This is a genomic window from Streptomyces sp. H39-C1 (assembly GCF_027158125.1).
GTDB lineage: Bacteria > Actinomycetota > Actinomycetes > Streptomycetales > Streptomycetaceae > Actinacidiphila > Actinacidiphila fildesensis.
Genome location: NZ_JAPVLS010000014.1, coordinates 37,077 through 60,312 on the forward strand (window position 1 = coordinate 37,077; position 23,236 = coordinate 60,312).

A 23,236-nucleotide genomic window follows, 5' to 3' on the forward strand; every position below is an offset into this window, starting at 1 on the left:
GGCCGACCCGTCCGGCCGACTGGTCCCCCTGAGCGTGTCCCGGCGCGCGCCCACCGGTCTTGTACGTTCCTCGCATGGGCGGAGAGCGAACGGACTCACGCATCACCGCTTGGCGGCCGGCGGTTCCGGGCATCGCCGAGGTCTTCCACGCGCACTTCCTGGACCACGCCTATCCCGCGCACACACATGACACGTGGACGCTGATGATCGTCGACGACGGGTCGGTGGACTTCGGCCTCGACCGGCACCGGCACGGCGTCTCCGGAACCGACACCGCGGCGCTGCTGCTGCCGCCCGGGGTCTTCCACGACGGCCGGACGGCGACTCCCGCCGGATTCCGCAAGCGGGTGCTGTACCTCGACCGGAGCGTGCTACCCGAGAACCTGACGGGGACGGCCGTCGACCGCCCGGTGCTCATCGACGGGCTGCTGCGCCACCGCATCGGACAGCTGCACGACGCTCTCGGAGACGCAGGGCATGCAGGAGCCGCGGGGGACGCTCCCGACGTCTTCGAGGGCGAGTCCCGGCTGGCCTTCGTGCGGGAGCGGCTCAATGTCCATCTGGCCGCCGCCCGCACCCGCCGGCCCGGCCGCGAGGCGGCCCGGCTGGCGGTGGCGCTGCGGGAACTGCTGGACGCCCGGGTGTCGGAGGGCATCGCCCTGCACGAGGCGAGCGCGCTGCTGCGCTCGCACCCCACCCATCTGATCCGCTGCTTCAAGCAGACGTACGGTCTGCCGCCGCACGTCTATCTGACCGGGCTGCGCATCGACCGGGCGCGGCGGCTGCTGCTCGCGGGCGGGCGCCCGGCCGACGTCGCCACCGAGGTGGGGTTCTACGACCAGGCCCACCTGAACCGGCACTTCCGGCGGCACGTGGGCACCACGCCCGCGCGCTACGCCGCCGATCCCCAGGGCAACCCCAAGGGCAAGGGCTTCCCCAACGGCTAGGAGTTCGGGGCTACCTTGCTCAGGCCGTTGATGATGCGGTCCATCGCGTCGCCGCCGGTCGGGTCCGTGAGGTTGGCGAGCATCTTGAGGGTGAAGCGCATCAGGACCGGGTGGGTGAGACCTCGCTCGGTGATGACCTTCATGACCCGCGGGTTGCCGATGAGCTTCACGAAGGCGCGGCCCAGCGTGTAGTAACCGCCGTACGTCTCCTTCAGGATGCGCGGGTAGTTGTGCAGCGCCAGTTCGCGCTGGGCGGGGGTCTGGCGGGCGTTCGCCTGGACGATGACGTCGGCGGCGATCTGGCCGGATTCCATCGCATAGGCGATGCCCTCGCCGTTGAACGGGTTGACGAGGCCGCCGGCGTCGCCGACGAGCAGCAGGCCCTTGGTGTAGTGCGGCTGGCGGTTGAAGGCCATCGGGAGGGCCGCGCCGCGGATGGGGCCGACCTGGTTCTCCTCGGTGTAGCCCCAGTCGGCGGGCATGGAGGCGCACCACGTCTTGAGGACCTCGCGCCAGTCCAGCTCCCGGAAGGCCTTCGACGAGTTGAGGATGCCGAGGCCGACGTTGCTCGTGCCGTCGCCCATGCCGAAGATCCAGCCGTAGCCGGGCAGCAGCCGGTCCTCGGTGCCGCGCTTGTCCCAGAGTTCCAGCCAGGATTCGAGGTAGTCGTCGTCGTGGCGGGGCGAGGTGAAGTACGTACGGACCGCGACGCCCATCGGGCGGTCCTCGCGGCGGTGCAGGCCCATGTGCAGGGACAGCCGCGTCGAGTTGCCGTCGGCGGCCACGACCAGCGGGGCGTGGAAGGTGACCGGGGTCTTCTCCTCGCCGAGCTTGGCCTCGACGCCGATGATGTGGCCGGTGCGCTCGTCACGGATGGGGGCGCCGACGTTGCAGCGCTCGTGCAGCCGGGCGCCGGCCTTCTGCGCCTGGCGGGCGAGCAGCTCGTCGAAGTCCTCGCGCTTGCGGACGAGTCCGTAGTCCGGGTACGAGGCGAGGTCCGGCCAGTCGAGCTGGAGGCGGACGCCGCCGCCGATGATGCGCAGCCCCTTGTTGCGGAGCCAGCCGGCCTCTTCGGAGATGTCGATGCCCATGCCGACGAGCTGCTTGGTGGCGCGCGGGGTCAGCCCGTCGCCGCAGACCTTCTCGCGCGGGAACGCGGTCTTCTCCAGGAGGAGGACGTCGAGTCCCGCCTTGGCCAGGTAGTACGCGGTCGTCGAACCGGCGGGCCCGGCGCCGACGACGATCACATCGGCGCTGTTCTCGGACAGGGCTGTGTCGGTCACGGTGGGCTCTCCGGTTTCGGCGAGGGGTCTTGGCTCCTGCCGAGTCTATGAGGCCGCCGCCCGGGTGCGGGCGGCGGCTCTCGGTGCGGGACGCCCCGAGCTCCCCGTGTACCTCAGACCGAGCCGCTCGGGAGGCCGGCCGGGGCGTTCGACGTGCTGCCGAACGGATCGTCGGCCGGGGTGTCGGACGGAGTGTCGGACGACTCCTCCGTCGGACTGCCGAAGGGGTCGCTGGTCGCGCTGTCGGACGGAGCGTCGGACGTGCTGTCGGACGGGCTCGGCTCGTCGGACGGGGTGCCGTCGTCGCCGGGGGACGGGGACTCGGCGCACAGCTCCGTGCGGTCCCCGGAGGAGGCGGGCGCGGACGGGCAGGAGGACGGATTCGCCGGCTTGTCGTCGTTCCGGTTGAACATGATCACGCCCGCGGTGGCCACACCCCCGATCGCGAACGCGCCGAGCATGATCAGCCCGACCACGAGCAGCCGGTTGCGGGGCGCCCTGGCCGGCTTCTCGGGCGAGGCGTTGAGGTTCAGCAGCAGCTCGGGTTCCGTGAAACCCCCGGCCGACGGCGCGTCGTACGGCTGTCCGCCATAGGACGGCAGTCCCTCTGACGGCAGGTCCTGTGCCGGCAGGCCCTGCGGCGGCACGAAGCCCGGCTGCGAAGGCTGCGAAGGCTGGGAGGGCTGGGAGGGCTGGGAGGGCTGGGAGGGCTGCGAGGGCTGCCCGTATCCCGGCGGGTAGGCGGGCGGGCAACCCTGCGGGTAGCCGGGAATCCCGCCCTGACCGCCGGGGCCGCCCTGACCGCCCGGCCCTCCCGCGCGCACCCGGAGGATGAACGTCACGGCGAGCACCCCGCCGAAGGCCCACAAGAGCCCGAAGAGCAGCGCTTCCGGAACGCTGGAGGCGGCCTCCACCGTCGCGGACCTGCTGCCCTCCGTGTACTCGCCCTTCGTGCCGCCGATCGCGATCAGCAGCACGAAGAGCCCCGCGTAGAAGCCGGCCGCCAGCCACTGCTCGCGCCGGTCGGCGCAGCGGCGGACGGCCACCACACCGAGGATCAGCGCGCAGACCGCACCGGCGGCGAGGGCGCCGGGAATGGGCCAGCCGTCACCGAACTGCCCCAGGTCGGAGAGGCCGAACCGCTCGCTGTCGTAGCCCGATCCCGACCGCGTCGCTTCGACCGGCACTCCCCAGGCGAGGCCCAGAGCCGAGAGCCCCCCGTTCACGATCAGCAACGAGACGCCCATCCAGCTCCCGTTGTCCATCTCGTCGGAGTGGTCGGCCAGGACGATCAGGGCGATGAGCGCGCACACGCCCACCCCGATGCCGAGCGCCAGGATCGCGGCCCGCAGGGCGCGGGTCGCGGCGGCCAGGCCCGGGCTGGTCGCCAGGTGTCCGTCCAGCCGGTCGCGGCACAGCACGAACAGACCCACCAGCAGGCTGAGCACGAAGGTCCACAGGAGCACGGTGAACGGCCCGGACGTGATGTCGATCCGGTCCCCGGACTCCCCGTCCGTCACCGTGAGACCCGGCTGGCCGACGAGCGCCAGGACGAGGGCGCCGGCGGTGCACACCGCCGCCACCCGGATCGCCGCCTCGGCGCCGGTCTGGGTGCGGCGGAGATGGCGCAGGGCCAGGACGAGGGCGAGGCCCCACAGGATGGTGACCACCAGCGGCACGATCGACAGGGTGAGGGTGTCCTGGGTCGACGATCTCAGGTAAGGGGCGGCGGTGCTGCCGTCGTAGTCGTCGTAGGACGAACCGCCGTCACCCGGTGTGACCTTGGCGCCGAAGATGCCGCCGACGCCCGTGAGGACCATGGCGAGGTAGCCGCGCAGCCGGTCGCCGTAACCGAGGTCGGCCGCGTCGGTCTGCCGGTTGGACTGCGTCGCCATCACCGCGGCGAACGCCAGCAGCACCGCGGTGGGCCACAGGCCCGCCTTGAGCGGTCCGGTCCAGTCGCCGGAGACGGTGCGGCGCAGGAACAGGGCGATGGGCGAGGGCCCCTGCGGCGCGGGGGCGTACGCGGTCGGGGCGTACGGAGGTGGCGCGTAGGCGGGCGGGGCGTAGACGGGCGGCCCGGACGCCGGGGGCCCGTAGGGCGGCCCGCCGTACGTGGGCGGTGCGGTCGGCGGGGCGGGCGGCTGCCCGGGGGCCGGCGGGGCCTGGCCGCTCACCGGCGGCTCCTGCCGCTCGGGAGGCTCCTGGCCCTCGGCCGGCGGCTGGGCCGGTATCGGAGGCGCCCCCAGTTCACGGCCGCATTTCATGCAGAAACGTGCATCGTCCGACGACGCGTTGCCGCAGGCGGGGCAGAACGGCATGGGGCACTCCGGGTGTCGGGATCGTGTGTCGGGGAACGGCCGTCGGGAACGGCCGTCCTCGTTCAGACCCCGGAGTTTATTGTCACCGCCCTCACAACTGCCCGGTTATTGACCGATCTTCGCTGCCCGGTGCAGCGCGACGACACCGCCGGTGAGGTTGCGCCAGGCGACCTTGGCCCAGCCGGCCTCCTGGAGCCGGGAGGCGAGCGCCGCCTGGTCGGGCCAGGCGCGGATGGACTCGGCGAGATAGACGTATGCGTCCGGGTTGCTGCTCACGGCGGTCGCGACCGGCGGCAGGGCCCGCATCAGGTACTCGGTGTAGACGGTGCGGAACGGCTTGAAGGTCGGGCTGCTGAACTCGCAGATCACGACGCGGCCGCCCGGCTTGGTGACGCGCAGCATCTCGCGCAGCCCGGCGTCCGTGTCGTGCACGTTGCGGAGCGCGAAGGAGATGGTGACCGCGTCGAAGACACCGTCGGCGAACGGCAGCCTGGTCGCGTCGCCCGCGGTGAGCGGCAGGGACGGGTGGCGCTTCTTGCCCTCGCGCAGCATGCCGACGGAGAAGTCGCACGGGACGACCTGGGCGCCGGCCGCGACGAAGGGCAGCGAGGAGGTGCCGGTGCCGGCACCGAGGTCGAGCACGCGCTCGCCGGGCCGGACGTCGAGGGCCTGCGCGACGGCCTTGCGCCACAGCCGGGCCTGGCCGAGTGACAGCACGTCGTTCGTCAGGTCGTACTTGGCGGCTACGTCGTCGAACATCGCGGCGACTTCGTGCGGCTGCTTTTCCAGGGAGGCTCGGGTCACGGGCCCATTCTCCACCCCGCGCCCGCCACCCCGGCCCGGGGTCACCGGCGGATCCCCTTTTCCGACGCGGATCAGGCGACGATCAGGCGGCGATCAGCGGCGGAGGGCCTCCGCCGGCTGGATGCGCGAGGCCCGCAGCGCCGGGTAGAGGCCGGCGAGCAGGCCCGTGAGCAGCCCGATCACCGGGGCGGCGGCGATCGTCGCCGGATGGACGACGGGCGTCCAGTCCCGTACGAGGGCGACGATCACGACCGTGAGGCCGCCGAGGCTGGTGCCCACCAGCCCGCCCAGCGCTCCGAGGGCGCCGGACTCCGCCAGGAACTGGGCGGTGATGTGCCGGCCCCGGGCGCCCAGGGCGCGGCGCAGCCCGATCTCGCCGGTGCGTTCCAGGACGGCGACCAGGGTGGTGTTGGCGATGCCGACGGCGCCGATGACCAGGCAGATCGCCGCGAGCAGGAGGAACAGCTGGTTGAGGTCGCCGGTGACGGTGCCGCGCAGCGTGCGGGGGTCGGGCGGCGGGACGGCCTTCAGGTATTCGGGGTGGTCGGGGCGCAGCGCGGTCGGGGCCTCATGGGCGATCTGTCCGGCGGCGCCGACCCTGGTGGCGATCAGCATCCTGGCGTCGCCGCCCTTCGGCGGGCCCCAGATCCGCTCGGCGGTGGTGCGCGGCACGATCACCGAGAGCAGCAAGTCCGCCTTGCGGCGGGTGTCGTCGATGATCCCGACCACCGTGAACGGCTGGTCGCCGATGAACACCGCCGGATACGTCTCCAGGGTGGTGATGCCGAGGCGGGCGGCGATGCCCGAGCCGATCACGGCGACCGGCTGCGCGCCCCGCGACAGGTAGGCGTCGTAGAGCCTGCCCTGCGCGAGGTGCGGGTCCGCCGCGAGGAGGGCTCCGGGGGACGCGGCGACGATGCCGATCTCCTCGCCGCCGGAGTCGGCGCCCACCGGCGAGGAGCGGACGGTGGCGCTGCCGGCGGGGTGCACCGTCCAGTAGACGCCGGCGTGCTCCACGCCGCCGAGCCGGCCGATGCGTTCGTCGGCGTCGGCCGGGAAGACCGGACCGGCGAACGCGTTCTGCTGGACGCTGGTGTCCTCGACCGTCACCTCGGTCGCGGTGAGCAGGTCGAAGCGGGAGTCGATCTGTGAGGACGTGGTGGCCGTCAGCCCGAGGATCGCCACGAACGTGCCGACGCCGAGGACGGTGCCGAGCGCGGTGAGCGCGGAGCGGCCGGGGCGCTGCAGCATCCCGGCGAGCGACTCGGAGAGCAGCTCGCGCAGCGGGAGGACGGACGGCTCGACGGGACTCCCCCCGCGCGCAGCGCGCCGGCGGAACCTCACACCGTGGCCCGTTCGGTCAGCACGCCGTCGCGGATCGAGACGGTGCGCGCGCCGCGGGCGGCGACCAGCGGGTCGTGGGTGATGACGACGATCGTCATGCCGTCGGCGTGCAGTTCGTCGAGCAGGCCCAGGATCGCGCCCGCCGTGGCGGTGTCGAGGTTGCCGGTCGGCTCGTCGCACAGCAGCAGCGACGGGCGGGAGACCAGGGCCCGCGCGATGGCCACCCGCTGCTGCTCGCCGCCGGACAGCCGGGTGGGCACGGCGTCCAGCCGGTGGCCGAGACCCACCCTGGCCAGTGCCTCGCGGGCCCGCTCGTGGGACTCGGCGCGTGGCACGGCGCCGTACAGCAGGGCGAGCCGGACGTTCTCCACGGCACTTCGGTACGGCAGGAGATGGAAGGACTGGAAGACGAAGCCGATGCGCCGGCCGCGCAGTGCGGTGCGGTCGGCGTCCTTGAGCGCGCCGGTGTCGATGCCGTTGAGCAGATAGCTGCCGGAGGTGGGCACGTCGAGCAGGCCCACGATGTTCAGGAAGGTGGACTTGCCGGAGCCGGAGGGGCCGACGACGGTCACGAACTCGCCTGCTCCGACCGTCAGTTCACATGCGGTGAGCGCGGCGACGGGCGGCGGGCCGGGATAGGTGAGCCCCGCCTGCCGCAGTTCGATGACCGCGGGGGCCTCGACTGCTGGGACCTCAGCGACCACTGGACGCGTCCTTGGAGACGTCCCCGGCAGCGTCCTTGGACGGAGTTCCGGAGGAGGTGTCCCTGACTCCGGTGACGACCCGGTCGCCTTCCGCGAGCACGCCGCCCCCCAGCGGGACGACCTCCACGAAACCGTCCCCGGTGGTGCCCGGCCTGACCTCCACCCGGCGCTGCGCGCCACCCTTGGCGACGACCGTGACGACGGTGCGGCCGTCCGCGCCCGCCGAGATCGCGGTGACGGGGACGACGAGCGCGACCCCGTCGGTGGAAGCCGCCTCCACGGTCAAGCGGACGTCCTGACCTGCCAGTTGTGTATCCAGCGGCTGGTCGGGGCGGACCACCATCGGATATCCGCGCGGCCCGGAGGTCCCGCCCTGGTCCTGCCCCCGTCCCTGATCCTGGTCCTGCTGCCCCGCGGACGTCTGCCCCGGCGCCTGCCCGCCGTCGACGGCCGTGGCGACCGAGGCCACCGTCGCCGCCGCGGTCACCCCGCTGACCTCCGACAGGATCTGGACCCGCTGCCCGGGCCGTACCAGCCCCTTCTGGTACTCCTGCAGCGTGCCCTGCACCACCAGCGCGCCGGCCGACACGGTCATGACCGCGGCTCCCGACACCTTCGATCCCACGTGCGCGGGTATGGAGTCCACCCGGGCCGGAAAGCCGTCCAGGTAGACCACTTCGGCCGCCGGCAGCATCGGCCCGTCGGTGGCGAGGACCGCGGCGAGGTCGGTCCGCGCGCTGCCGAGATCCTCCCGGGCCCGCTGCACGGCGCGCTTGGCGGCCTTGCTGGTGGCGGGTTTCCCGGCCGGCGGATTTCCGGTCGACGGGTTTCCGGTCGACGGGTTTCCGGTCGACGGGTTTCCGGTCGGGGACAGGAACGGCTCGTTCGCCGCGTCCATTTCGTCCTGTGCGTCCTGCGCGTCCTGGAGGGCGCGTTCGGCCGCGGTCACCGCGTCCCGCGCCGCCTTCAGTGCCTCGCCGCCGTCCGCGTAGGCCGGCAGCGGGTCGTAGCCGATCGAGGCGTAGAACCCCGTCAGCGCCGCCTTCGTCCCGGGCCCGAAGGTCCCGGGCGGGTCGTCGCCCGACCGGTGGCCCAGTTCCCCGAGCGAGCGCTGCAGTTGGGCGACGTCGCCGCCGGTCGCGCCCGGCTTCAGGTCCCGGTACACCGGCAGCGCGCCGCGCAGCGCGAACACCGGCCGCCCGGACACCTCCAGCAGCACCTTGCCGTCGGTCACCGTCGCGCGGGGAGCCACCAGCAGTTTCGTCACGACCGGTGTGGCGGCGCCCTCCCCCGGCGTGACGGAGGGCGAGACGTCCACCGACTGGCCGGCCCGCACCGTGCCGCGCAGGATCACCGAGTCCTTGAGGACCCGGCGTTCCACCGGCGCGGTCAGCAGGTCGGGGGCCGGCGCCGCGCGCTCCGCGGCCTCCTGGGCGGGCGACTTGATGACCAGCGACGCCCCGGCGGCCGTGCCCGAGAGCGCCAACGCGCCCACCGCGACGGCGATCACCCAGATCCGGCGCCGTGCGAGGACCGGTGCGTCAGCCACCCTGGATCCCGTCGCCGCCGGACTTCGCCTGGCAGGTGTGCCAGATGGCGGCGGTCGACGGATCCTGCTTCAGACGCTGCCCCAGTTCGGCCGGGTACTGGAACTCACCGGTCGCCGGGCTGGGGTCCGGATAGTCCGTGATCCCGTGCTCACGCATGCACTTCGTCTCCTGCCGCATCGCTTCCAGGAACGCCGCGGGGACCGGGTCGACCGTCGTGGTGTTGCCCTTGACCTGCTCGCTCCCGCCGGAGTTGCCGGGTGTCCCGGGCCCGGAGTCCACCGAACAGCCACCGGCGCCCAGCGCCGCGGCCAGCAGCACGGGCAGGAGCAGCGGGATCGGGCGGCAGGAGGTACGGAGAGTACGGGACGAGGTCCGGTCTGCGCTGTGCACGATCGACCAGCGTAGCCGCGGTCGAACAGCTGCTCTACTGTCCCAAAGGACAGTAGATACAACGACATTCCCTCTGGTCGCATAGTGCGCCGCCGTCGCGGCTTCACGCACCACGCATCAGGGAGGAACGCCGCATGACGCCCGTCAACCGCACCACTCTCCGCCGGACTCTCGCCACGACCCTGGCACTGGCCGCGCTCGGCACCGCCTCGCTCGTCTGCGCGGGACCGGCCGACGCGCTGGGCAAGGACGGCAACCTGGAGCCGGGTGAACTGGGCCTCTACTACGCCCAGAACCGCACCAACCTGCTGTTCGACCTGTTCTACGCGGGTAACAACTTCGCCGGTGACCGGTACGCCGCCAACTTCAGCATCTCGCCCAACGACAACACCGAGTCGTACTGGAACCGGGACGCGCAGACGTGGAGCGTCTGGACGGACGCCTACCGCGCCGGGGTGCACGGGTGGATCCCGGCGTACACGTGGAGCAACGCCAGCACCAACTTCAAGAACAAGATCTCGTCCGCCAACCCCGGCTGATCCGCGGTCCCGCCGCTCCGTCCGCACCGCGGGCGGGAGCGGCGGAGCCCGTGCGCCGACCTGCGCCGATCCGCGCCGCCCGCACCTCGCGTCCCCCGGAGTCCGCCGATGCCCAGCCGCCGTGCCACCGCCCCCGCCGTCCGCCTCGCCCTGCTCGCCGTTCTCCTGACGGGCCTCACGGGCTGCGGATCCGCTTCCGGCGCGGGTTCCGAGGAGGCGAAGTCCGGTGCGCCCGGGGACCGGGCGGAGCCGGCGGTCGGCGCGCCGCCCCAGCTGCTCGACAGCAACGGGCTGACGTTCCCGATGGACGTCTACCTCGTCCCGGCGGAGCAGCGGCAGGAGTTGCAGAAGGCCCAGGACGTCCTCATCGACCAGTGCATGCGGCGCTACGGCTTCCGCTACACCGCACCGGAATCCACCGTCGGCACGGATGTCTACGGTGAGAACGGCCGCCGCTACGGCGTGTCCAGCCCGTCCCTGGCCGCCAAGTACGGCTACGGCGACCCGCCGCAGCAGGCGCCGGTCCGCGCCCCGCGCCCGGCCAGGGGGACCAATGAGTCCCTCGTCCTGGACGGACCGCCCGATCTGGACCCCAAGTCCCTCCCCGCGAACCTGGAGGAGGCGGAGAAGGCCAGGACCTCCGACAAGAACACCGGGGTCGTCAACGGCATCAAGATCCCCGTCGCGGGCTGCACGGGCGAATCGGGGCTCAGGCTCTACGCGCCCGACGCCGCCGCCGTCGACATCACCTTCCCGCAGAACCTCAACGCCGAGGCCAACGAGCGCTCACGGCAGGACTCCCGGGTGGTGCGGGTGATCCGGGACTGGTCGGCGTGCATGGCCGGGCACGGCTACCGCGTCCCGTCGCCGCTGGGCGTCCCCGCGGCGCTGGGGCTGACCGATCTGTCGGGTGCGCGGGCGGTCACCACCGCCACCGCCGACGTCGCCTGCAAGCAGCAGGTGAACCTGGTGGGCGTCTGGTACGCCGTCGAGTCCGCGTACCAGAAGGTGCTGATCGAGAAGAACGCGGAAGTCCTGAAGAACTTCAAGGATCAGCAGCAGGCGCGGATGCGCCTGGCCGATTCGCTGTCCGGCTGAGTCGGGCTGATATAGCCTTCCGTTGCTCAAGTCCAGGCTTCCGGGGGGAATCCGTGCATCTGCTCTGCCCGGTGTGCGAGGTCTGCGGGACCGGACTGCGAGACGATCCCCACCCTCATGGCAGCGCGGTCCTGGCGGGGCTGCGGCTGATCCCCGATCTGACGGGCCGTGAGCACGAGGTGCTGATGAGCCTGCGGGACGGCGCCTCGAACCGGGAGCTCGCCGAGGAACTCGGCATCACCGAACGTACGGTGAAGCTGCACGTCGCGAGCCTGCGCTTCAAGCTCGGCGGTGTCTCACGGCTGCAGCTCAGCCTGATCGCGCTGGTGCACCACGCCCGCGGCGGTCATGCGCGCCGGTGCACGAGCCGTCCGCCGACCACGGTCGCCACACAGGCGCCGCCGGCGTCGAACACCGCCAGGTCCGCCCGGCCGCCGGGGACCAGCGCGGGCGGCACGGATCCGGCGGGCACCCGCGTCAGACCGCCGCGGGCGGCGGCGGCCCGCAGGGCGGGATCCGTCAGATACCCGTCCACCACCGCCGTCGCCCCGAGCCGCAAGAGGGCGTGAATCCGCTCCCGCGGGCTCGGCGCGTCCGGTACCGGTGCCGCGTGCACCAGCGCGGGGCCCAGGGCCCCGTGCCATTCCCGCACCCTCGCCTGCGGAAACTGCACGCGTAGCTCATCGGCCGTGCCGACCGCCACGATCCGGTCGCCGGAGACGGCGACCGCCCGTCCGGTGCCGCTGTCTCCGCTGTGGATCGTGAGCATTCAGTTGGCGGCGAGCAGCTTCAGCTCGGGGTGCGCCGTGCCGCCCTCGATCGCCGTCGACGACAGGTGCGAGACGGCGTGGTCGTTGACCGGGTCGTTCGCCGGGTCGTCGTGCACGACGAGGTGCTCGTAGGTGGTCGCGCGCTGCGCGGGCACCCGGCCGGCCGAGCGGATCAGCTGGATGATCTCCATCCGGTTCGAGCGGTGTTTGGCACCGGCCGAGGAGACCACGTTCTCCTCCAGCATGATCGAGCCGAGGTCGTCCGCCCCGTAGTGCAGCGAGAGCTGGCCGACCTCCTTGCCCACCGTGAGCCAGGAGCCCTGGATGTGGGCGACGTTGTCCAGGAAGAGCCGGGCGACGGCGATCAGCCGCAGGTACTCGAAGATCGTGGCCTGCGTCTGTCCCTTCAGCTTGTTGTTCTCCGGCTGGTAGGTGTACGGGATGAAGGCGCGGAAACCGCCCGTACGGTCCTGTACGTCACGGATCATGCGCAGGTGCTCGATGCGCTCGGCGTTGGTCTCGCCGGTGCCCATCAGCATCGTGGACGTCGACTCGACGCCCAGGTTGTGCGCGATCTCCATGATCTCCAGCCAGCGCTCGCCCGACTCCTTGAGCGGCGCGATGGCGGTACGCGGCCGGGCCGGGAGCAGCTCGGCGCCCGCGCCCGCGAAGGAGTCGAGACCCGCGGCGTGGATCCGCCGGATCGCTTCCTCGGCCGTCACCCCGGAGATGCGGGACATGTGCTCGATCTCGGACGCGCCCAGCGAGTGGATGACCAGCTGCGGGTACGCCTTCTTGATCGCGGCGAAGTGCTCCTCGTAGTACTCGACGCCGTAGTCCGGGTGGTGGCCGCCCTGGAACATGATCTGGGTACCGCCCAGCTCGACGGTCTCCGCGCAGCGGCGCAGGATGTCCGCGATGTCGCGCGTCCAGACCTTGTCACTCTGCGGCGCGGCGTAGAACGCGCAGAACTTGCACGCGGTGACGCACGAGTTCGTGTAGTTGATGTTCCGCTCGATGATGTACGTCGCGATGTGCTCGGTACCCGCGTACCGGAGGCGGCGCGCGGCGTCGGCGGCCGACCCGAGGGCGTGCAGCGGGGCGGAGCGATACAGGTCCAGCGCCTCCTCCGGGGTGATGCGGCCGCCGGCGGCGGCGCGATCGAGGACGGCTGCGTAATCGCTCACCGGTGCTGTCCCTTCCGAAGGGGTACAAGACGGACCAGCTCAGCGTACGCCAGGCGTCGGACAAGCCCCTGGCCGGGCCGCCGGGTGTCCGGAGCGTCACATGCTTGTCACGGGGTGCCCTGCGCCCGGGACATCGCCCTCGCGGGCCGGATAATCTGCAGTCTCAAGACAAATGCTCGGTGACGACGGCTTGTGGTGCGGGACGGGGTTGGATATGTCGGGGGCCGGATCGACGAGGGGACTGCGTCCGCGCAGGCTCAGCGAAGAGACACTCGCCGCGGCGCCGGCGCCGGGTCGCGGGGCGGTGCTGAGACAGCGAGCGGGCTCCGCCGCCACCACCCTGTGGGCGACGATGCGCCCCACCCGTAACCGCAGTACCGGCTATCTGGCGATCGGCGCGGTCGGCGCCCTCATCGCCACCTCCGTCGCGGTCGGGGTCGGCGCCGCGGGCTCGATCCCGCGGCTCGCGGACATCGGCGCCTGGCTGGGCAGCAGCGGCTCCAGCGAGGCCTCGCACGCCAACGGCCTGACGGGTGATGTGGACGGCAAGGTCAAGCTGCCGGGCATGAACGGCCACTCCGTGACGATCGCGCAGGACGGCAGGACCGTCCTCGTGCTGGACCGGAAGACCGGCAAGGTCGTCCGGATCGACCCCTCGCAGCTCACCGCCGAGCAGTCGACGAACTACGGCACCAGCGGACTGCAGCTCGTCTCCGGCGGCACGTACGCCTACGTCGTGGACGCCGCGAAGGGCACGGTCCAGCGGATCGACCCGGCGCTGACGACCCCGACCGGGGACAAGGTCCAGCTGGGCCCGGGGCTCGGCACCGCGGCCGTCGACTCCCAGGGCACGCTCTGGGTTCCGCAGCCCGCCAAGGGCACCGTCGTCCCGTTCGTGAACGGGGCGAAGAGCGCCGAGGTCAAGGTCGCCGCCCCGGACCACGACCTGGTCCTCACCCTGGCGCAGGGCCGGCCGGTGGTGACCGACCGGACGGACGCCGTCACCAAGGTGCTGACCGTCGCCGGCACCCAGCAGACCTTCAACCTGCAGGGCGGGATCAACGACTCCGCCCCGGTGAAGATCCTGGTGCCCGCCACGACCGACAGCCCGATGGTGCCGATCCTCGCCTCCGACAGCGGCGCGCTCGCGCTCGTCGACGTCACGAGCGGCCAGTCCATCAACGCGAAGGTCCCGATCCAGGGGCACGCGCTGGGCGCGCCGCAGGTGCTGGGCAAGAAGGTGTACATCCCGGACGGGACCACCGGCAGCCTGCTCGTCTACGACACCGCGACCTCGGCGTTCCAGGACTCGGTGAACGTGACGAAGAAGCCGGGCAACCTGGAACTCTTCGTCCGCAACGGCCTGCTGTGGGTCAACGACCAGAACAACAGCTCCGCCGCCGTCATCAACGCGGGCGGCGACGTCCACACCATCGGCAAGTACACGGACAAGGTGCCGACGGCCCGGAAGAAGAACGACAAGCCCGTCGAGGACAACGTGCCGTCCTCCCGGCCGACCCACCAGGCGCAGCAGCCGACCCGCCCGGGCAAGGGCCAGGGCGGCACCACCCGGCCGCCGACGCACGCGCCGGCCACCACGCCGCCGCCGACCCAGGCGCCGCCGACCACCCCGACGAAGAACTGCGCCATCAACTGGGAAGCGGGCTGCCCGGAACCGCAGACCCCCGGCACCCCGCAGGCCCAGTCCGGCGACGGTTCCATCACGCTGACGTTCCAGCCCGCCTCCGGGCTCACCCCCAAGCGCTATCTGCTCAAGGGAGTGGGCAGCGGCCAGACGGCGACGCCGTCCGAGGTCGGCCCGAACGGGCCCTTCACCTTCCAGGTCGACGGCGGCGCCTGCGGCACGGAGTTCAGCTACACGGTCGTCGCGGAGTACGCGGGCGGCGCGGCGAGCAAGGAGTCGAAGTCCTCGGCCCCGGTCCGCCCCTGTGTCGCCCCCGGCGCCCCGCAGAGCCTCAAGATCAGCAACAACGGCGGCGGGCACGGCGCGAAGGTCAGCTGGAAGGCGCCCTCGGGCGGATCCGGTGTCACCTACAAGGTGACCTGGCCCGGCGGCAGCGAGTCCACGCAGAGCACCAGCCAGTCGGTCACCGGCCTGGAGAACAGCAAGCGGTACGACGTCACGGTGAGCAGCAGCAACGCGGCGGGCTCGGGCGCGTCCACGAGCGGCACGATCGACCTGACGCCGCCGGACGTGGCGATGAACATCACGCACAACAGCAACGACCCGGACCCGCTGGCGATCCGCAGCGACCCGAGCACCAAGACCGGCACCCGGGTGAATCAGTTCCCGGCGAACTACACGGGCTCCGTCGCCGTGCACTGCCGGACGACCGGCAGCTCGGAGACCCAGCCTTACGACCACGTCACCAGCGACGTCTGGGGCAAGATCTCGTCCAGCTACGGAAACGGCTATGTCGCCGACGTCTATCTGGACTCACGCTTCAACTCCGCCGTCTGGGAATGCCAGTGACCCCCCTCCTCCCCACCGACAACCGAAGTGCGAGCACGTCATGAGCGTTCCCCCGCAGTACCAGCAGAACGACGCCGTCGCGCTCTTCGCCCAGTGCTTCCACGCGCTCGGGGACAACATCGAGCGGGTCGTCAAGGGCAAGCGCGACACCGTCGAGCTGGCGCTGACCTGCCTGTTCGCGGAGGGGCACCTGCTCATCGAGGACGTGCCGGGGACGGGCAAGACGACGCTGGCGCGCTGCCTGGCCGCATCGATCGAGGCGAACTTCGCGCGGGTGCAGTTCACCCCGGACCTGCTGCCGTCCGACATCACCGGCGTGACGATCTACCGGCAGAACACCGGGACGTTCGACTTCCTGCCCGGCCCGGTCTTCGCGAACATCGTGCTCGGTGACGAGATCAACCGCGCCTCGCCCAAGACGCAGTCGGCGATGCTGGAGGTCATGGAGGAGCGCCGGGTCACCGCCGACGGCAAGACCCACCCGGTGCCGCGCCCCTTCATGGTGCTCGCCACGCAGAACTCCGTGGACATGGGCGGCACCTACGCGCTGCCCGAGGCGCAGCTGGACCGCTTCCTGATGCGCGTCACGGTCGGCTACCCGGACCACGCCTCGGAGGTCGCGGTGCTCACCGGCTCCGCCGCCAACACCTCGCCCGACTCCCTCTCGACGATCGCCTCCTCGCACCACATCGCGGAGTTCATCCAGGTCGCGACGCAGGTGCAGGTCGCCGAGCAGCTCTACGACTACATCGTGCGGGTCGTCGCGGCGACCCGGACGCTGCCCGACGTCCGGCTGGGCGCGTCCCCGCGCGGATCCGTCGCGCTGCTGCGCGCCATCCGGGTGCGGGCCGCCTCCCAGTCGCGCGGCTACGCGCTGCCCGAGGACGTCAAGGCGCTCGCCGTGCACGTCCTCGCGCACCGGCTGATCCTGACCCCGGAGGCCGAGTTGAGCGGCCGTACGGGCGCGGACGTCATCGCCGAGGTCCTGGCGACGGTGCCGGTGCCGCAGGCGGCCGGCGGGGCGCGGATCTGATGCCCGCGGCCGACGCCACCCGCCGTTCGGGCGCCGGCCCGCTGTCCGCCACCGGCTGGGGCACGCTGCTGGCCGGTGCCGCCCTGCTGGGCGCCGGCTACGGGTACGGGTACGGAGAGGCCGCGGCGCTCGGGCTGACCTGCCTGGCCGCGGTCGTCACGGCCGTGATCTGGACGGTGCCGAAGCCGCAACTGGCCGCGGACCGCCGGATCGCGCCGCGCAAGGTCGGCCGGGGCGACCCGGCGGACGGCATCGTCACCCTCACCAACACCGGCACCCGCACCCGGCGCGGGCTGCGCGCCACCGACCTGTGCGGCGACCAGCCGCTCACCATGGACGTGCCGGTGCTGCGCGCGGGCGGCTCGCAGGAGCTGCACTACGCGCTGCCGACCGCCCGGCGGGGCAGGATCACCGTCGGCCCGCTGCGGCTGGAGCGCACCGACCCGCTCGGTCTCGCGCGCCGGATCCGGTCCTACGGCGCCGCCGACACCCTCGTCGTCCGACCGCGCATCTGTCTGCTGCCGGTGCTGCCGTCCGGCAAGGCGCACCATGTCGAGGGCCCGACCTCGGACACCGCCGACGACGGGTCGCTGACCTTCCACGCGCTGCGCGAATACGTGCTCGGCGACGATCTGCGCCGGGTGCACTGGCGGTCCACCGCCCGCACCGGCACGCTCATGGTGCGGCAGATGGTCGACGTGTCGCTGCCGCACACCACGCTGGTGCTGGACACCCGGCCCGGCGCGTACGTCTCCGACGACGACTTCGAGCTGGCCGTCGACGCGGCCGCGTCCATCGCGTACGCCGCCGCCCGCTCCAACTTCCCGGTGCACGTGCTCAGCGAGGCGGGCCCGATCCTGCACACCGACGGTTCCGGCAACGACGCCGACGCGCTCCTCGACCGGCTCGCGCTCATCGGCCGCTCCGACCGGACGTCGGCGGCGTCCGCCTTCGACGGGCTGGAGCACCACCGGGGCGGCGGCTCGCTCGTCGTCGTCACCGGCACCGGAGACACCGACGGACTGACGGCGCTCGGCCGGGTCCGGCGGCGCTTCGACCGGGTGACGATGCTGCGCGCCGGTGAGGACAGGACCGCGCCCGACGCGCAGGGCGTGTCGAGCGCCACCGTCGACGTACCGCAACTGCACATCGCGTCCCTGGACGCGCTGCTGGCCGGCTGGCGCTGGGAGGCCGTCCGTTGAGCGCCACCACACGTCCCGCACGTACCGCGCCGCTGCCGCCGCAGGGCGGCGGCCCGAACTGGGACTGGGCCGCGCCCGCGCCCACCGGGCCGAGCACCGACCGTCCGAAGACCCCGGTCGCGACCCGCGGCGACGGCCTCGGGCGCGCCCGCCGCCTGTGGTCGCTGCTGCCGGTCGCCGCGCTGCTCGCCGCCTCCGGCCTGGGCTGGCACCGGGTGTTCAGCACCCACGACCTGCTGCCGGTGCTCGCGGTGTCCGTTCTCGCGCCGATCGCCCTGTCCGCGCTGCTGTCGGGCGCCCTGTCCCGCAAGGGCCGCACCGGTCCGCTCTGGCCGTCCGTCGTGCTGACGGTCGCCGCCTGGACCGGCACGGTCTGGCTGACGATGTTCCGGGACGGCGGGCCGCGCGCCATCTGGCCCGCGCTGCTCGACGCCCCGCACGCCGTCCTGACCACCATCCTTCCGGTCCCCGGTGAGGCGCGGCTGCTGGTGCTGCCGCACGCGGTGCTGTGGCTCGCCGCGTTCGCCTCCGCCGAACTGGCGCTGCGCACCCGCACCCCGCTGCTCCCGGCGCTGCCCGCGGTGCTCGCCTTCGGCTTCCCGCTGGTGCTCGGCGTGGACGGCCCGGGGTCCAACCACCCGGTGGTCGCCGCGCTGGCCGCGCTCACCGCGCTGCTGGCGCTGGTCCGGTCGCGGGTGAGCCTGTCCGTCCGCGGGCTGGTGCTCGGGCTGCCGGTCGTCCTCGGCCTCACCCTCATCGCCGTGCTGGCCGGGACCGGCCTCCCGGGGATGGGCGCCTCGTACGACCCGCGGGACGCGATCACCCCGCCCACCGTCCGTCCGGAGTCCATCAGTCCGCTGGACCAGGTCGCGGCGCTGATGCGCAGCGGCGACGCCAAGGTCTTCACCGTCCGCTCCACCGCCGAGAGCAACTACCGGCTGGCCGTGCTGGACGCGTACAACGGCACCACGTGGTCCAGCACCGCCAAGCTGGCGCGCACCGGCGGCCGGGTCCCCGCGGAACACGGCGTCGATCCTGGCAAGCGGCAGGAAGTCACCCAGCGCTTCACCGTCCAGTCGCTGCCCGGTATCTGGCTGCCCGCCGCCGACCGGCCGTCGGCCGTGACGCTGCCGGACCACACCGACCTGTCGGTGGACCCGGCCGCCGGTGTACTGGCCACCGACCGGACGGCACCCAGCGGCTTCACTTACACGGCCGTGTCCCAGCTGCCGGTCTACGACGTGCAGCGGCTGCAGTACGCGCCGGCCGCCGACGACCCGGCGCTCGTCGAACTCCCGCGCACGGACGCGGCCGACCAGCCGATCCCGTCCGTCGCGTCCTTCACGAAGATCGCCGCGAAGGCAACCGAGGGCAGCTCGTTCCCGTACGAGCAGGCGGTGAAGCTCGCCGACTGGCTGCGTGAGTCCTACCAGTTCGACCCGCGGGCCATCCCCGGTCACACCTACCGCGGTCTGGAGTTCTTCCTCACCGACGGCAAGCGCGGCACGTCCGAGCAGTTCGCCGCGTCGTTCGCGGTGCTCGCCCGCACCCTGGGGCTGCCCTCCCGGGTGGTGGTCGGCTTCCGGCCCGGCACGAAGACCGGCGACGACACCTGGCAGGTGACGGGCAAGGACGTACTGGCCTGGCCCGAGGTGGAGTTCAAGGGCATCGGCTGGGTCCCCTTCTACCCGACCCCGGGCACCACGTCGAAGGACGGCAGCTCGGTCGCCCCGGCCGGCCAGACGAAGGACCGCAAGACGGTCGACCAGCAGATCACCGACCAGCCGCGGCCGTCCGCACCGCCCAAGGCCGCCGGCACCCCGCAGCCGACGGCCGCCCCGGCGGCCGGCACCCCCTGGTGGATCTACGCCCCGGCCGGCGCCCTGCTGCTCGTCCTCGGCTATCTGCTCTACGCGGCCTGGCTGCCCTGGCGGCGGCGGGCCAGGCGGCGCGGCGCCGCCGACGTACGGCAGCGGGTGCTCGGCGCCTGGCAGCAGATCGTCGACCGGCTCACCGAGATCGGGCTGCCCGCCACCGGGGCGCACACCGCGGAGGAGGTCGCCGCCTTCGGGGCGACCCGGGTGGGTGGCGCCGCCGGCGAGCATCTCCCCGATCTCGCCCGCCTGGTGAACGAGGTCGGCTACGCCGGCCGCACCCCCGACCCGGCGTCGGCCGACGCCGCCTGGGCGCACTGCGACGCCATCGAACGCGTCGTGCTCCGCACCATCCCCAGACGCGACCGGATCGGCCGTGCCCTGCGGCTGCGGAGGGGCTGACCGCCTCCGGCCGGCGGGCCGCAGGGGGTACAGGCGCCGACCCCGCAGAGGGGCGGAGGCGGTAGGTTGTCGTGAAACGGGTGAGGCACGGGAGGACAACGGTGGACCGGACGCCGGGAAGGCGCGGCCAGGGCGCGACGGAGAACCCGGAGAGTGACGAGGGTTCCGTCGCCGTACCCCAGCAGACGTCGGCGGAGGGATACCGTCTCCCGCCGGGTTACAAGCTGCTCCGGCAGGCGGGCACCGGCCGCCACAGTTCCGTTCTGCTGTGCGCCGAGGAGGCGACCGGCGCCGAGGTGGCCGTCAAGCTGCTCGCCGTCACGGTCGACGGCGAGAGCACCCGGCTTGCCGCGCACTCCGAACTCCTGTCGGCGGGCGCCGCCGCGCGGCACCCCTGCTCGGTGACGGTCGAGGACGCCGGCTTCACCGCCGACCACCGCCCGTACCTGGTGGAGCAGTTCTGCCGCGGCGGCAACGCGCAGGCGAAGCTCGCCAACTCCGGGCCGTTCCCCGTCGACGAGACGATCGTCATCGGCACCCGCCTGGCGCTGGCCCTGCACTCCGCGCACCGCCGCGGGGTGCTGCACCTGGACGTCCGCCCGGCGAACATCCTCTTCGACGAGAACGGTGACGCGCTGCTCGCGGACCACGGTCTCGCGCGCGTCCTGCAGCGCTCCGCGCCGCAACTGGGCGCGGTCTTCGACCCGATGTTCGTGCCGCGCGAGCTCTTCGGCTGGGAGAAGCCGGGCCCGGCGGCCGATGTGTACTCCCTCGGCGCGACGCTCTACGCGCTGCTCAACGGCGAACCGGCGTACGCGGACGCGGGCCGCACCTCGTGGTCCGCGCTCTACGCGGAGGTGCTGCGCGGCGAACTGCCGTACCCCGCCCACCGCCACGACATACCGGACCCGCTGCTGATCCTCGTCCGCAGGATGATGTCGGCGAACCCGGAAGGGCGCCCGCCGCTGACGGAGGTGCACCGCTCCCTGCGGTCGCTGCTGTCGCCGTCGTCCGCGACGAAGGTGCCCGCGCTGGAGCCGGAACCGGCGATGGAATCGCCGCTGCCGGGCTGGGACCCGGCGGACGATCTGACGCCGGAGGAGCAGGCGGCCGTCGAACAGGCGGGCGCGCGGGCGCAGGACGAGGCCAAGCGGCAGTCGCGCAAGCGGCTGCTCGCGGCGACCACCGCGCTGGTGGTGTTCGCCGCGGCGGGGACCGCGGCCACGCTGGTGCTGCGCGACCGCGGCTCGAAGCCCGAGCCGAAAGCTTCCTCCAGCGCTTCCACGGCTCCCGGCCCGACGTCGAGCGCCGCCCCGGTGCAGGTGCCGTCGGACAAGCTGGCGGGTCTGATGCCACTGAACGTCCAGGCCGTGAAGGCCAACGGAAATGTGCAGATCACGTGGAAGCCGCCGAAGCAGGCCGCGCAGGTCGCCGGCTATGTCGTGCGGGCCGTGGTGCCCGGTGGCGGCGAGCCGCTGCAGAAGACGCCGAACGGCAATGAGCCCGCGGTGGTGTTCACGGCCGGGTCGGTGACGGCCGACACCTGCTACACCGTCAACGCGGTGATCTCGGTGGACGGGAAGTTCCAGTTCGCGCCGTCCAAGGAGCTCTGCAGGACGACCGGCTGAGGACCGTCCGGCCCTGCGCCATCGGCGGCTATTTGATCTTCTTCAGGTCGCCGCTGGGCCGGCCGGCCCCCGCGTCGTTGGTGGTGTAGGTCAGCGTCGTGGGGTCCTTGAGGGTCAGCCGTTCCGCCGTGGCGCCCTTGGAACAGCCGCTCGTCGCGCCCGGATCACCGGCCGTCGAGTCGAAGACCAGCACCTTGGTCGTCGCGGACACCAGCTTCCAGGTGCCTCCGCAGTTGAGGACGCCCAGCAGGTCCACAGTGCTGTCACCGACGTTCTCGCCGATGCGTCCCGCCTTGACGGTGACCGTCAGGACCCCGTTGGGGACGCCGTTGGTGGAGACGGTGTTGCCTTGCCAGGTGCCGATGAACGCGGCGGGCACGGATCCGGTGACCGCGCCGGTGTTCGCGTCGCTGGACGGCGTGCTGCTCCCCGGCCCGCCGCCGGTGGCGCCGCCCGGCTTGTCCTCCGGCCGCAGCAGGACCACCACGGTCGCGGCGACGACGGCGACCAGCAGCACGGCCACCGCGGCCAGCAGCCGGCGGCGCCCGCGGCGTACGGAAGGTTCCGGCGCGGAGCGCGCACCGGGGGCCAGGGCGCCCGGTACCGCGTCGCGCGGCCCCGACGCCTCCATGCCGAAGGAGTGCGAGGGCGCCCGCGGCGGGCCGAACGAGCCGTAGGCCGACCCGAGGTGCGCGCCCGCGGGCGTCACCTCGGAGCGGGCCGACAGCGGAGCCGCCTCCAGGTCCAGCAGTTCGACCGCATGACGGCCGAGCTGCGCCATCAGCGGCCGGGAGAGCCAGCCCTGGCGCACCAGCGCGGCGGCCCCGTCGGGCGACAGCCGGGCCGCGAGCTGGGCGGGAGTGGGGCGGACGGCCGGGGCCTTGGCGAGGCAGGACTCCACCACGTCGCGCAACTCATCGGGCACACCGTCGAGTTCCGGCTCCTCGTGGGCGACCTTGTAGAGCAGCGAGGCGGCGCTGTCCCCGCTGAACGGGCCGTGTCCGGTCGCCGCGAAGGCGAGCACGGCGCCGAGCGCGAAGATGTCGGATGCCGCGCCGAGCGGCCGGGCGAGCACCTGCTCGGGCGACATGTAGCCCGGCGAGCCGACGACCACCCCGCTGCCGGTGACGGACGCGCCGGAGGCGTCCATGGCGCGCGCGACACCGAAGTCGATGAGTACCGGACCGTCGAGCGAGAGCATCACGTTGGACGGTTTGATGTCACGGTGCAGCAGGCCGAGCCGGTGCACCGCGTCCAGCGCCTCGGCGAGCCCGGCGCCCAGCGTCCGCACTCCGCTCGGCGGCAGCGGCCCGAACTCGGTGACGGCGTCGGCGAGGGTGGGTCCCGCGATGTAGCCGGTGGCGATCCACGGCACCGGCGACTCGGTGTCCGCGTCGAGCACCGGAGCGCTCCAGGCCGCGCCCACCAGCCGGGCGGCGTCCACCTCACGGCGGAAGCGGGTGCGGAACTCGGTGTCCTCGGCGAGCTCGGAACGGACCACCTTCACCGCGACCGTGCGCCCGCCGGGGCTGCGGCCGAGATAGACCCGGCCCATCCCACCCGCTCCGAGCCGTCCGAGCAGACGGTACGGGCCGATCGACGACGGATCTGTCGTAGCCAACGGCTGCATCAGAGCCTCCTCTGAGCGGAGTGTGCCCCCGGGCGG

18 protein-coding genes and 2 pseudogenes are annotated in these 23,236 nt (G+C 72.8%); 9 read left to right on the forward strand and 11 right to left on the reverse strand.

Translation table 11 applies throughout. From position 1 onward, the window contains the following. Positions 1-74: 74 nt before the first annotated feature. Positions 75-947, forward strand: coding sequence for a helix-turn-helix domain-containing protein (locus tag O3W51_RS12110; RefSeq protein WP_138357571.1), 873 nt, complete (start codon positions 75-77; stop codon positions 945-947). Here O3W51_RS12110 and O3W51_RS12115 read toward each other — a convergent pair. From O3W51_RS12115 to O3W51_RS12145, 8 genes and pseudogenes are all read right to left on the reverse strand, one after another. Then, the gene (locus O3W51_RS12115; protein WP_138357572.1) at positions 944-2,230 is read right to left on the reverse strand and encodes a geranylgeranyl reductase family protein; all 1,287 of its coding nucleotides are present in this window, start codon (positions 2,228-2,230) and stop codon (positions 944-946) included. The two genes, O3W51_RS12110 and O3W51_RS12115, sit on opposite strands and share 4 nt — an antisense overlap. A gap of 113 nt (positions 2,231-2,343) precedes the next feature. Next, positions 2,344-4,407, reverse strand: coding sequence for a hypothetical protein (locus tag O3W51_RS12120; RefSeq protein WP_269285674.1), 2,064 nt, complete (start codon positions 4,405-4,407; stop codon positions 2,344-2,346). 75 nt (positions 4,408-4,482) lie between these two features. Further along, positions 4,483-4,551: pseudogene (locus O3W51_RS48800) on the reverse strand (zinc-ribbon domain-containing protein); the annotation flags it as partial. Between the two features lie 105 nt (positions 4,552-4,656). Beyond that, positions 4,657-5,355: a demethylmenaquinone methyltransferase gene (locus O3W51_RS12125; RefSeq protein ID WP_138355190.1), complete on the reverse strand. Its 699-nt coding sequence runs from the start codon at positions 5,353-5,355 to the stop codon at positions 4,657-4,659. A 93-nt stretch (positions 5,356-5,448) separates the two neighbouring features. Continuing rightward, positions 5,449-6,606, reverse strand: coding sequence for an ABC transporter permease (locus tag O3W51_RS12130; protein ID WP_138355205.1), 1,158 nt, complete (start codon positions 6,604-6,606; stop codon positions 5,449-5,451). Positions 6,607-6,695: 89 nt separating this feature from the next. Then, positions 6,696-7,403, reverse strand: a complete 708-nt coding sequence (locus O3W51_RS12135; protein WP_138355189.1) for an ABC transporter ATP-binding protein — start codon at positions 7,401-7,403, stop codon at positions 6,696-6,698. After that, complete coding sequence (locus O3W51_RS12140; protein WP_269285678.1) at positions 7,393-8,952, reverse strand: peptidoglycan-binding protein; 1,560 nt, start codon at positions 8,950-8,952, stop codon at positions 7,393-7,395. Before O3W51_RS12140 ends, O3W51_RS12135 begins: the two co-directional genes overlap by 11 nt. Continuing rightward, positions 8,945-9,343, reverse strand: a complete 399-nt coding sequence (locus O3W51_RS12145; RefSeq protein WP_138355188.1) for a hypothetical protein — start codon at positions 9,341-9,343, stop codon at positions 8,945-8,947. Before O3W51_RS12145 ends, O3W51_RS12140 begins: the two co-directional genes overlap by 8 nt. Before the next feature lie 134 nt (positions 9,344-9,477). Here O3W51_RS12145 and O3W51_RS12150 point away from each other — a divergent pair, with 134 nt between their 5' ends. From O3W51_RS12150 to O3W51_RS48440, 3 genes are all read left to right on the forward strand, one after another. After that, entirely contained in the window at positions 9,478-9,882 is a 405-nt protein-coding gene (locus O3W51_RS12150) for a peptidase inhibitor family I36 protein (RefSeq protein WP_138355187.1), read from the forward strand. Positions 9,883-9,990: 108 nt separating this feature from the next. Then, positions 9,991-10,980: a hypothetical protein gene (locus tag O3W51_RS12155; RefSeq protein WP_138355186.1), complete on the forward strand. Its 990-nt coding sequence runs from the start codon at positions 9,991-9,993 to the stop codon at positions 10,978-10,980. 53 nt (positions 10,981-11,033) lie between these two features. Continuing rightward, complete coding sequence (locus O3W51_RS48440; RefSeq protein ID WP_138355185.1) at positions 11,034-11,549, forward strand: response regulator transcription factor; 516 nt, start codon at positions 11,034-11,036, stop codon at positions 11,547-11,549. A gap of 95 nt (positions 11,550-11,644) precedes the next feature. On the opposite strand, the pseudogene O3W51_RS48805 reads toward O3W51_RS48440, so the two are convergent. Continuing rightward, positions 11,645-11,749, reverse strand: a pseudogene (locus O3W51_RS48805) (imidazolonepropionase-like domain-containing protein); the annotation flags it as partial. Then, a complete protein-coding gene (gene mqnC, locus O3W51_RS12170; protein WP_138355183.1) occupies positions 11,750-12,937 on the reverse strand; it encodes a cyclic dehypoxanthinyl futalosine synthase in 1,188 nt (395 codons plus the stop codon). A 304-nt stretch (positions 12,938-13,241) separates the two neighbouring features. On the opposite strand from mqnC, the gene O3W51_RS12175 reads away from it, so the two are divergent. The 5 genes from O3W51_RS12175 to O3W51_RS12195 all read left to right on the forward strand — a co-directional run bounded on the left by O3W51_RS12175 (position 13,242) and on the right by O3W51_RS12195 (position 21,570). Then, on the forward strand, positions 13,242-15,431 hold the full coding sequence (locus O3W51_RS12175) for a fibronectin type III domain-containing protein (protein ID WP_138355182.1): 2,190 nt from the start codon (positions 13,242-13,244) through the stop codon (positions 15,429-15,431). A 40-nt stretch (positions 15,432-15,471) separates the two neighbouring features. After that, positions 15,472-16,464: an AAA family ATPase gene (locus O3W51_RS12180; RefSeq protein WP_138355181.1), complete on the forward strand. Its 993-nt coding sequence runs from the start codon at positions 15,472-15,474 to the stop codon at positions 16,462-16,464. After that, complete coding sequence (locus O3W51_RS12185; RefSeq protein ID WP_138355180.1) at positions 16,464-17,666, forward strand: DUF58 domain-containing protein; 1,203 nt, start codon at positions 16,464-16,466, stop codon at positions 17,664-17,666. Before O3W51_RS12180 ends, O3W51_RS12185 begins: the two co-directional genes overlap by 1 nt. After that, entirely contained in the window at positions 17,663-19,942 is a 2,280-nt protein-coding gene (locus O3W51_RS12190; RefSeq protein WP_269285686.1) for a transglutaminaseTgpA domain-containing protein, read from the forward strand. The genes O3W51_RS12185 and O3W51_RS12190 overlap by 4 nt, the downstream gene beginning before the upstream one ends. 101 nt (positions 19,943-20,043) lie before the next feature. Next, positions 20,044-21,570 (forward strand): serine/threonine-protein kinase, encoded by a 1,527-nt coding sequence (locus O3W51_RS12195; protein WP_244809347.1) that lies wholly within the window; start codon positions 20,044-20,046, stop codon positions 21,568-21,570. A 28-nt stretch (positions 21,571-21,598) separates the two neighbouring features. On the opposite strand, the gene O3W51_RS12200 is transcribed toward O3W51_RS12195, so the two are convergent. Then, positions 21,599-23,200 (reverse strand): serine/threonine-protein kinase, encoded by a 1,602-nt coding sequence (locus tag O3W51_RS12200; RefSeq protein WP_138355177.1) that lies wholly within the window; start codon positions 23,198-23,200, stop codon positions 21,599-21,601. Positions 23,201-23,236: the final 36 nt, after the last annotated feature.

Bases quoted from the DNA above. Each gene is read 5' to 3' on its own strand.
- O3W51_RS12110 (WP_138357571.1), top strand. From the start codon at position 75: ATGGGCGGAGAGCGAACGGACTCACGCATCACCGCTTGGCGGCCGGCG.
- O3W51_RS12150 (WP_138355187.1), top strand. From the start codon at position 9,478: ATGACGCCCGTCAACCGCACCACTCTCCGCCGGACTCTCGCCACGACC.
- O3W51_RS12155 (WP_138355186.1), top strand. From the start codon at position 9,991: ATGCCCAGCCGCCGTGCCACCGCCCCCGCCGTCCGCCTCGCCCTGCTC.
- O3W51_RS12180 (WP_138355181.1), top strand. From the start codon at position 15,472: ATGAGCGTTCCCCCGCAGTACCAGCAGAACGACGCCGTCGCGCTCTTC.
- O3W51_RS12185 (WP_138355180.1), top strand. From the start codon at position 16,464: ATGCCCGCGGCCGACGCCACCCGCCGTTCGGGCGCCGGCCCGCTGTCC.
- O3W51_RS12130 (WP_138355205.1), bottom strand. From the start codon at position 6,606: ATGCTGCAGCGCCCCGGCCGCTCCGCGCTCACCGCGCTCGGCACCGTC.
- O3W51_RS12200 (WP_138355177.1), bottom strand. From the start codon at position 23,200: ATGCAGCCGTTGGCTACGACAGATCCGTCGTCGATCGGCCCGTACCGT.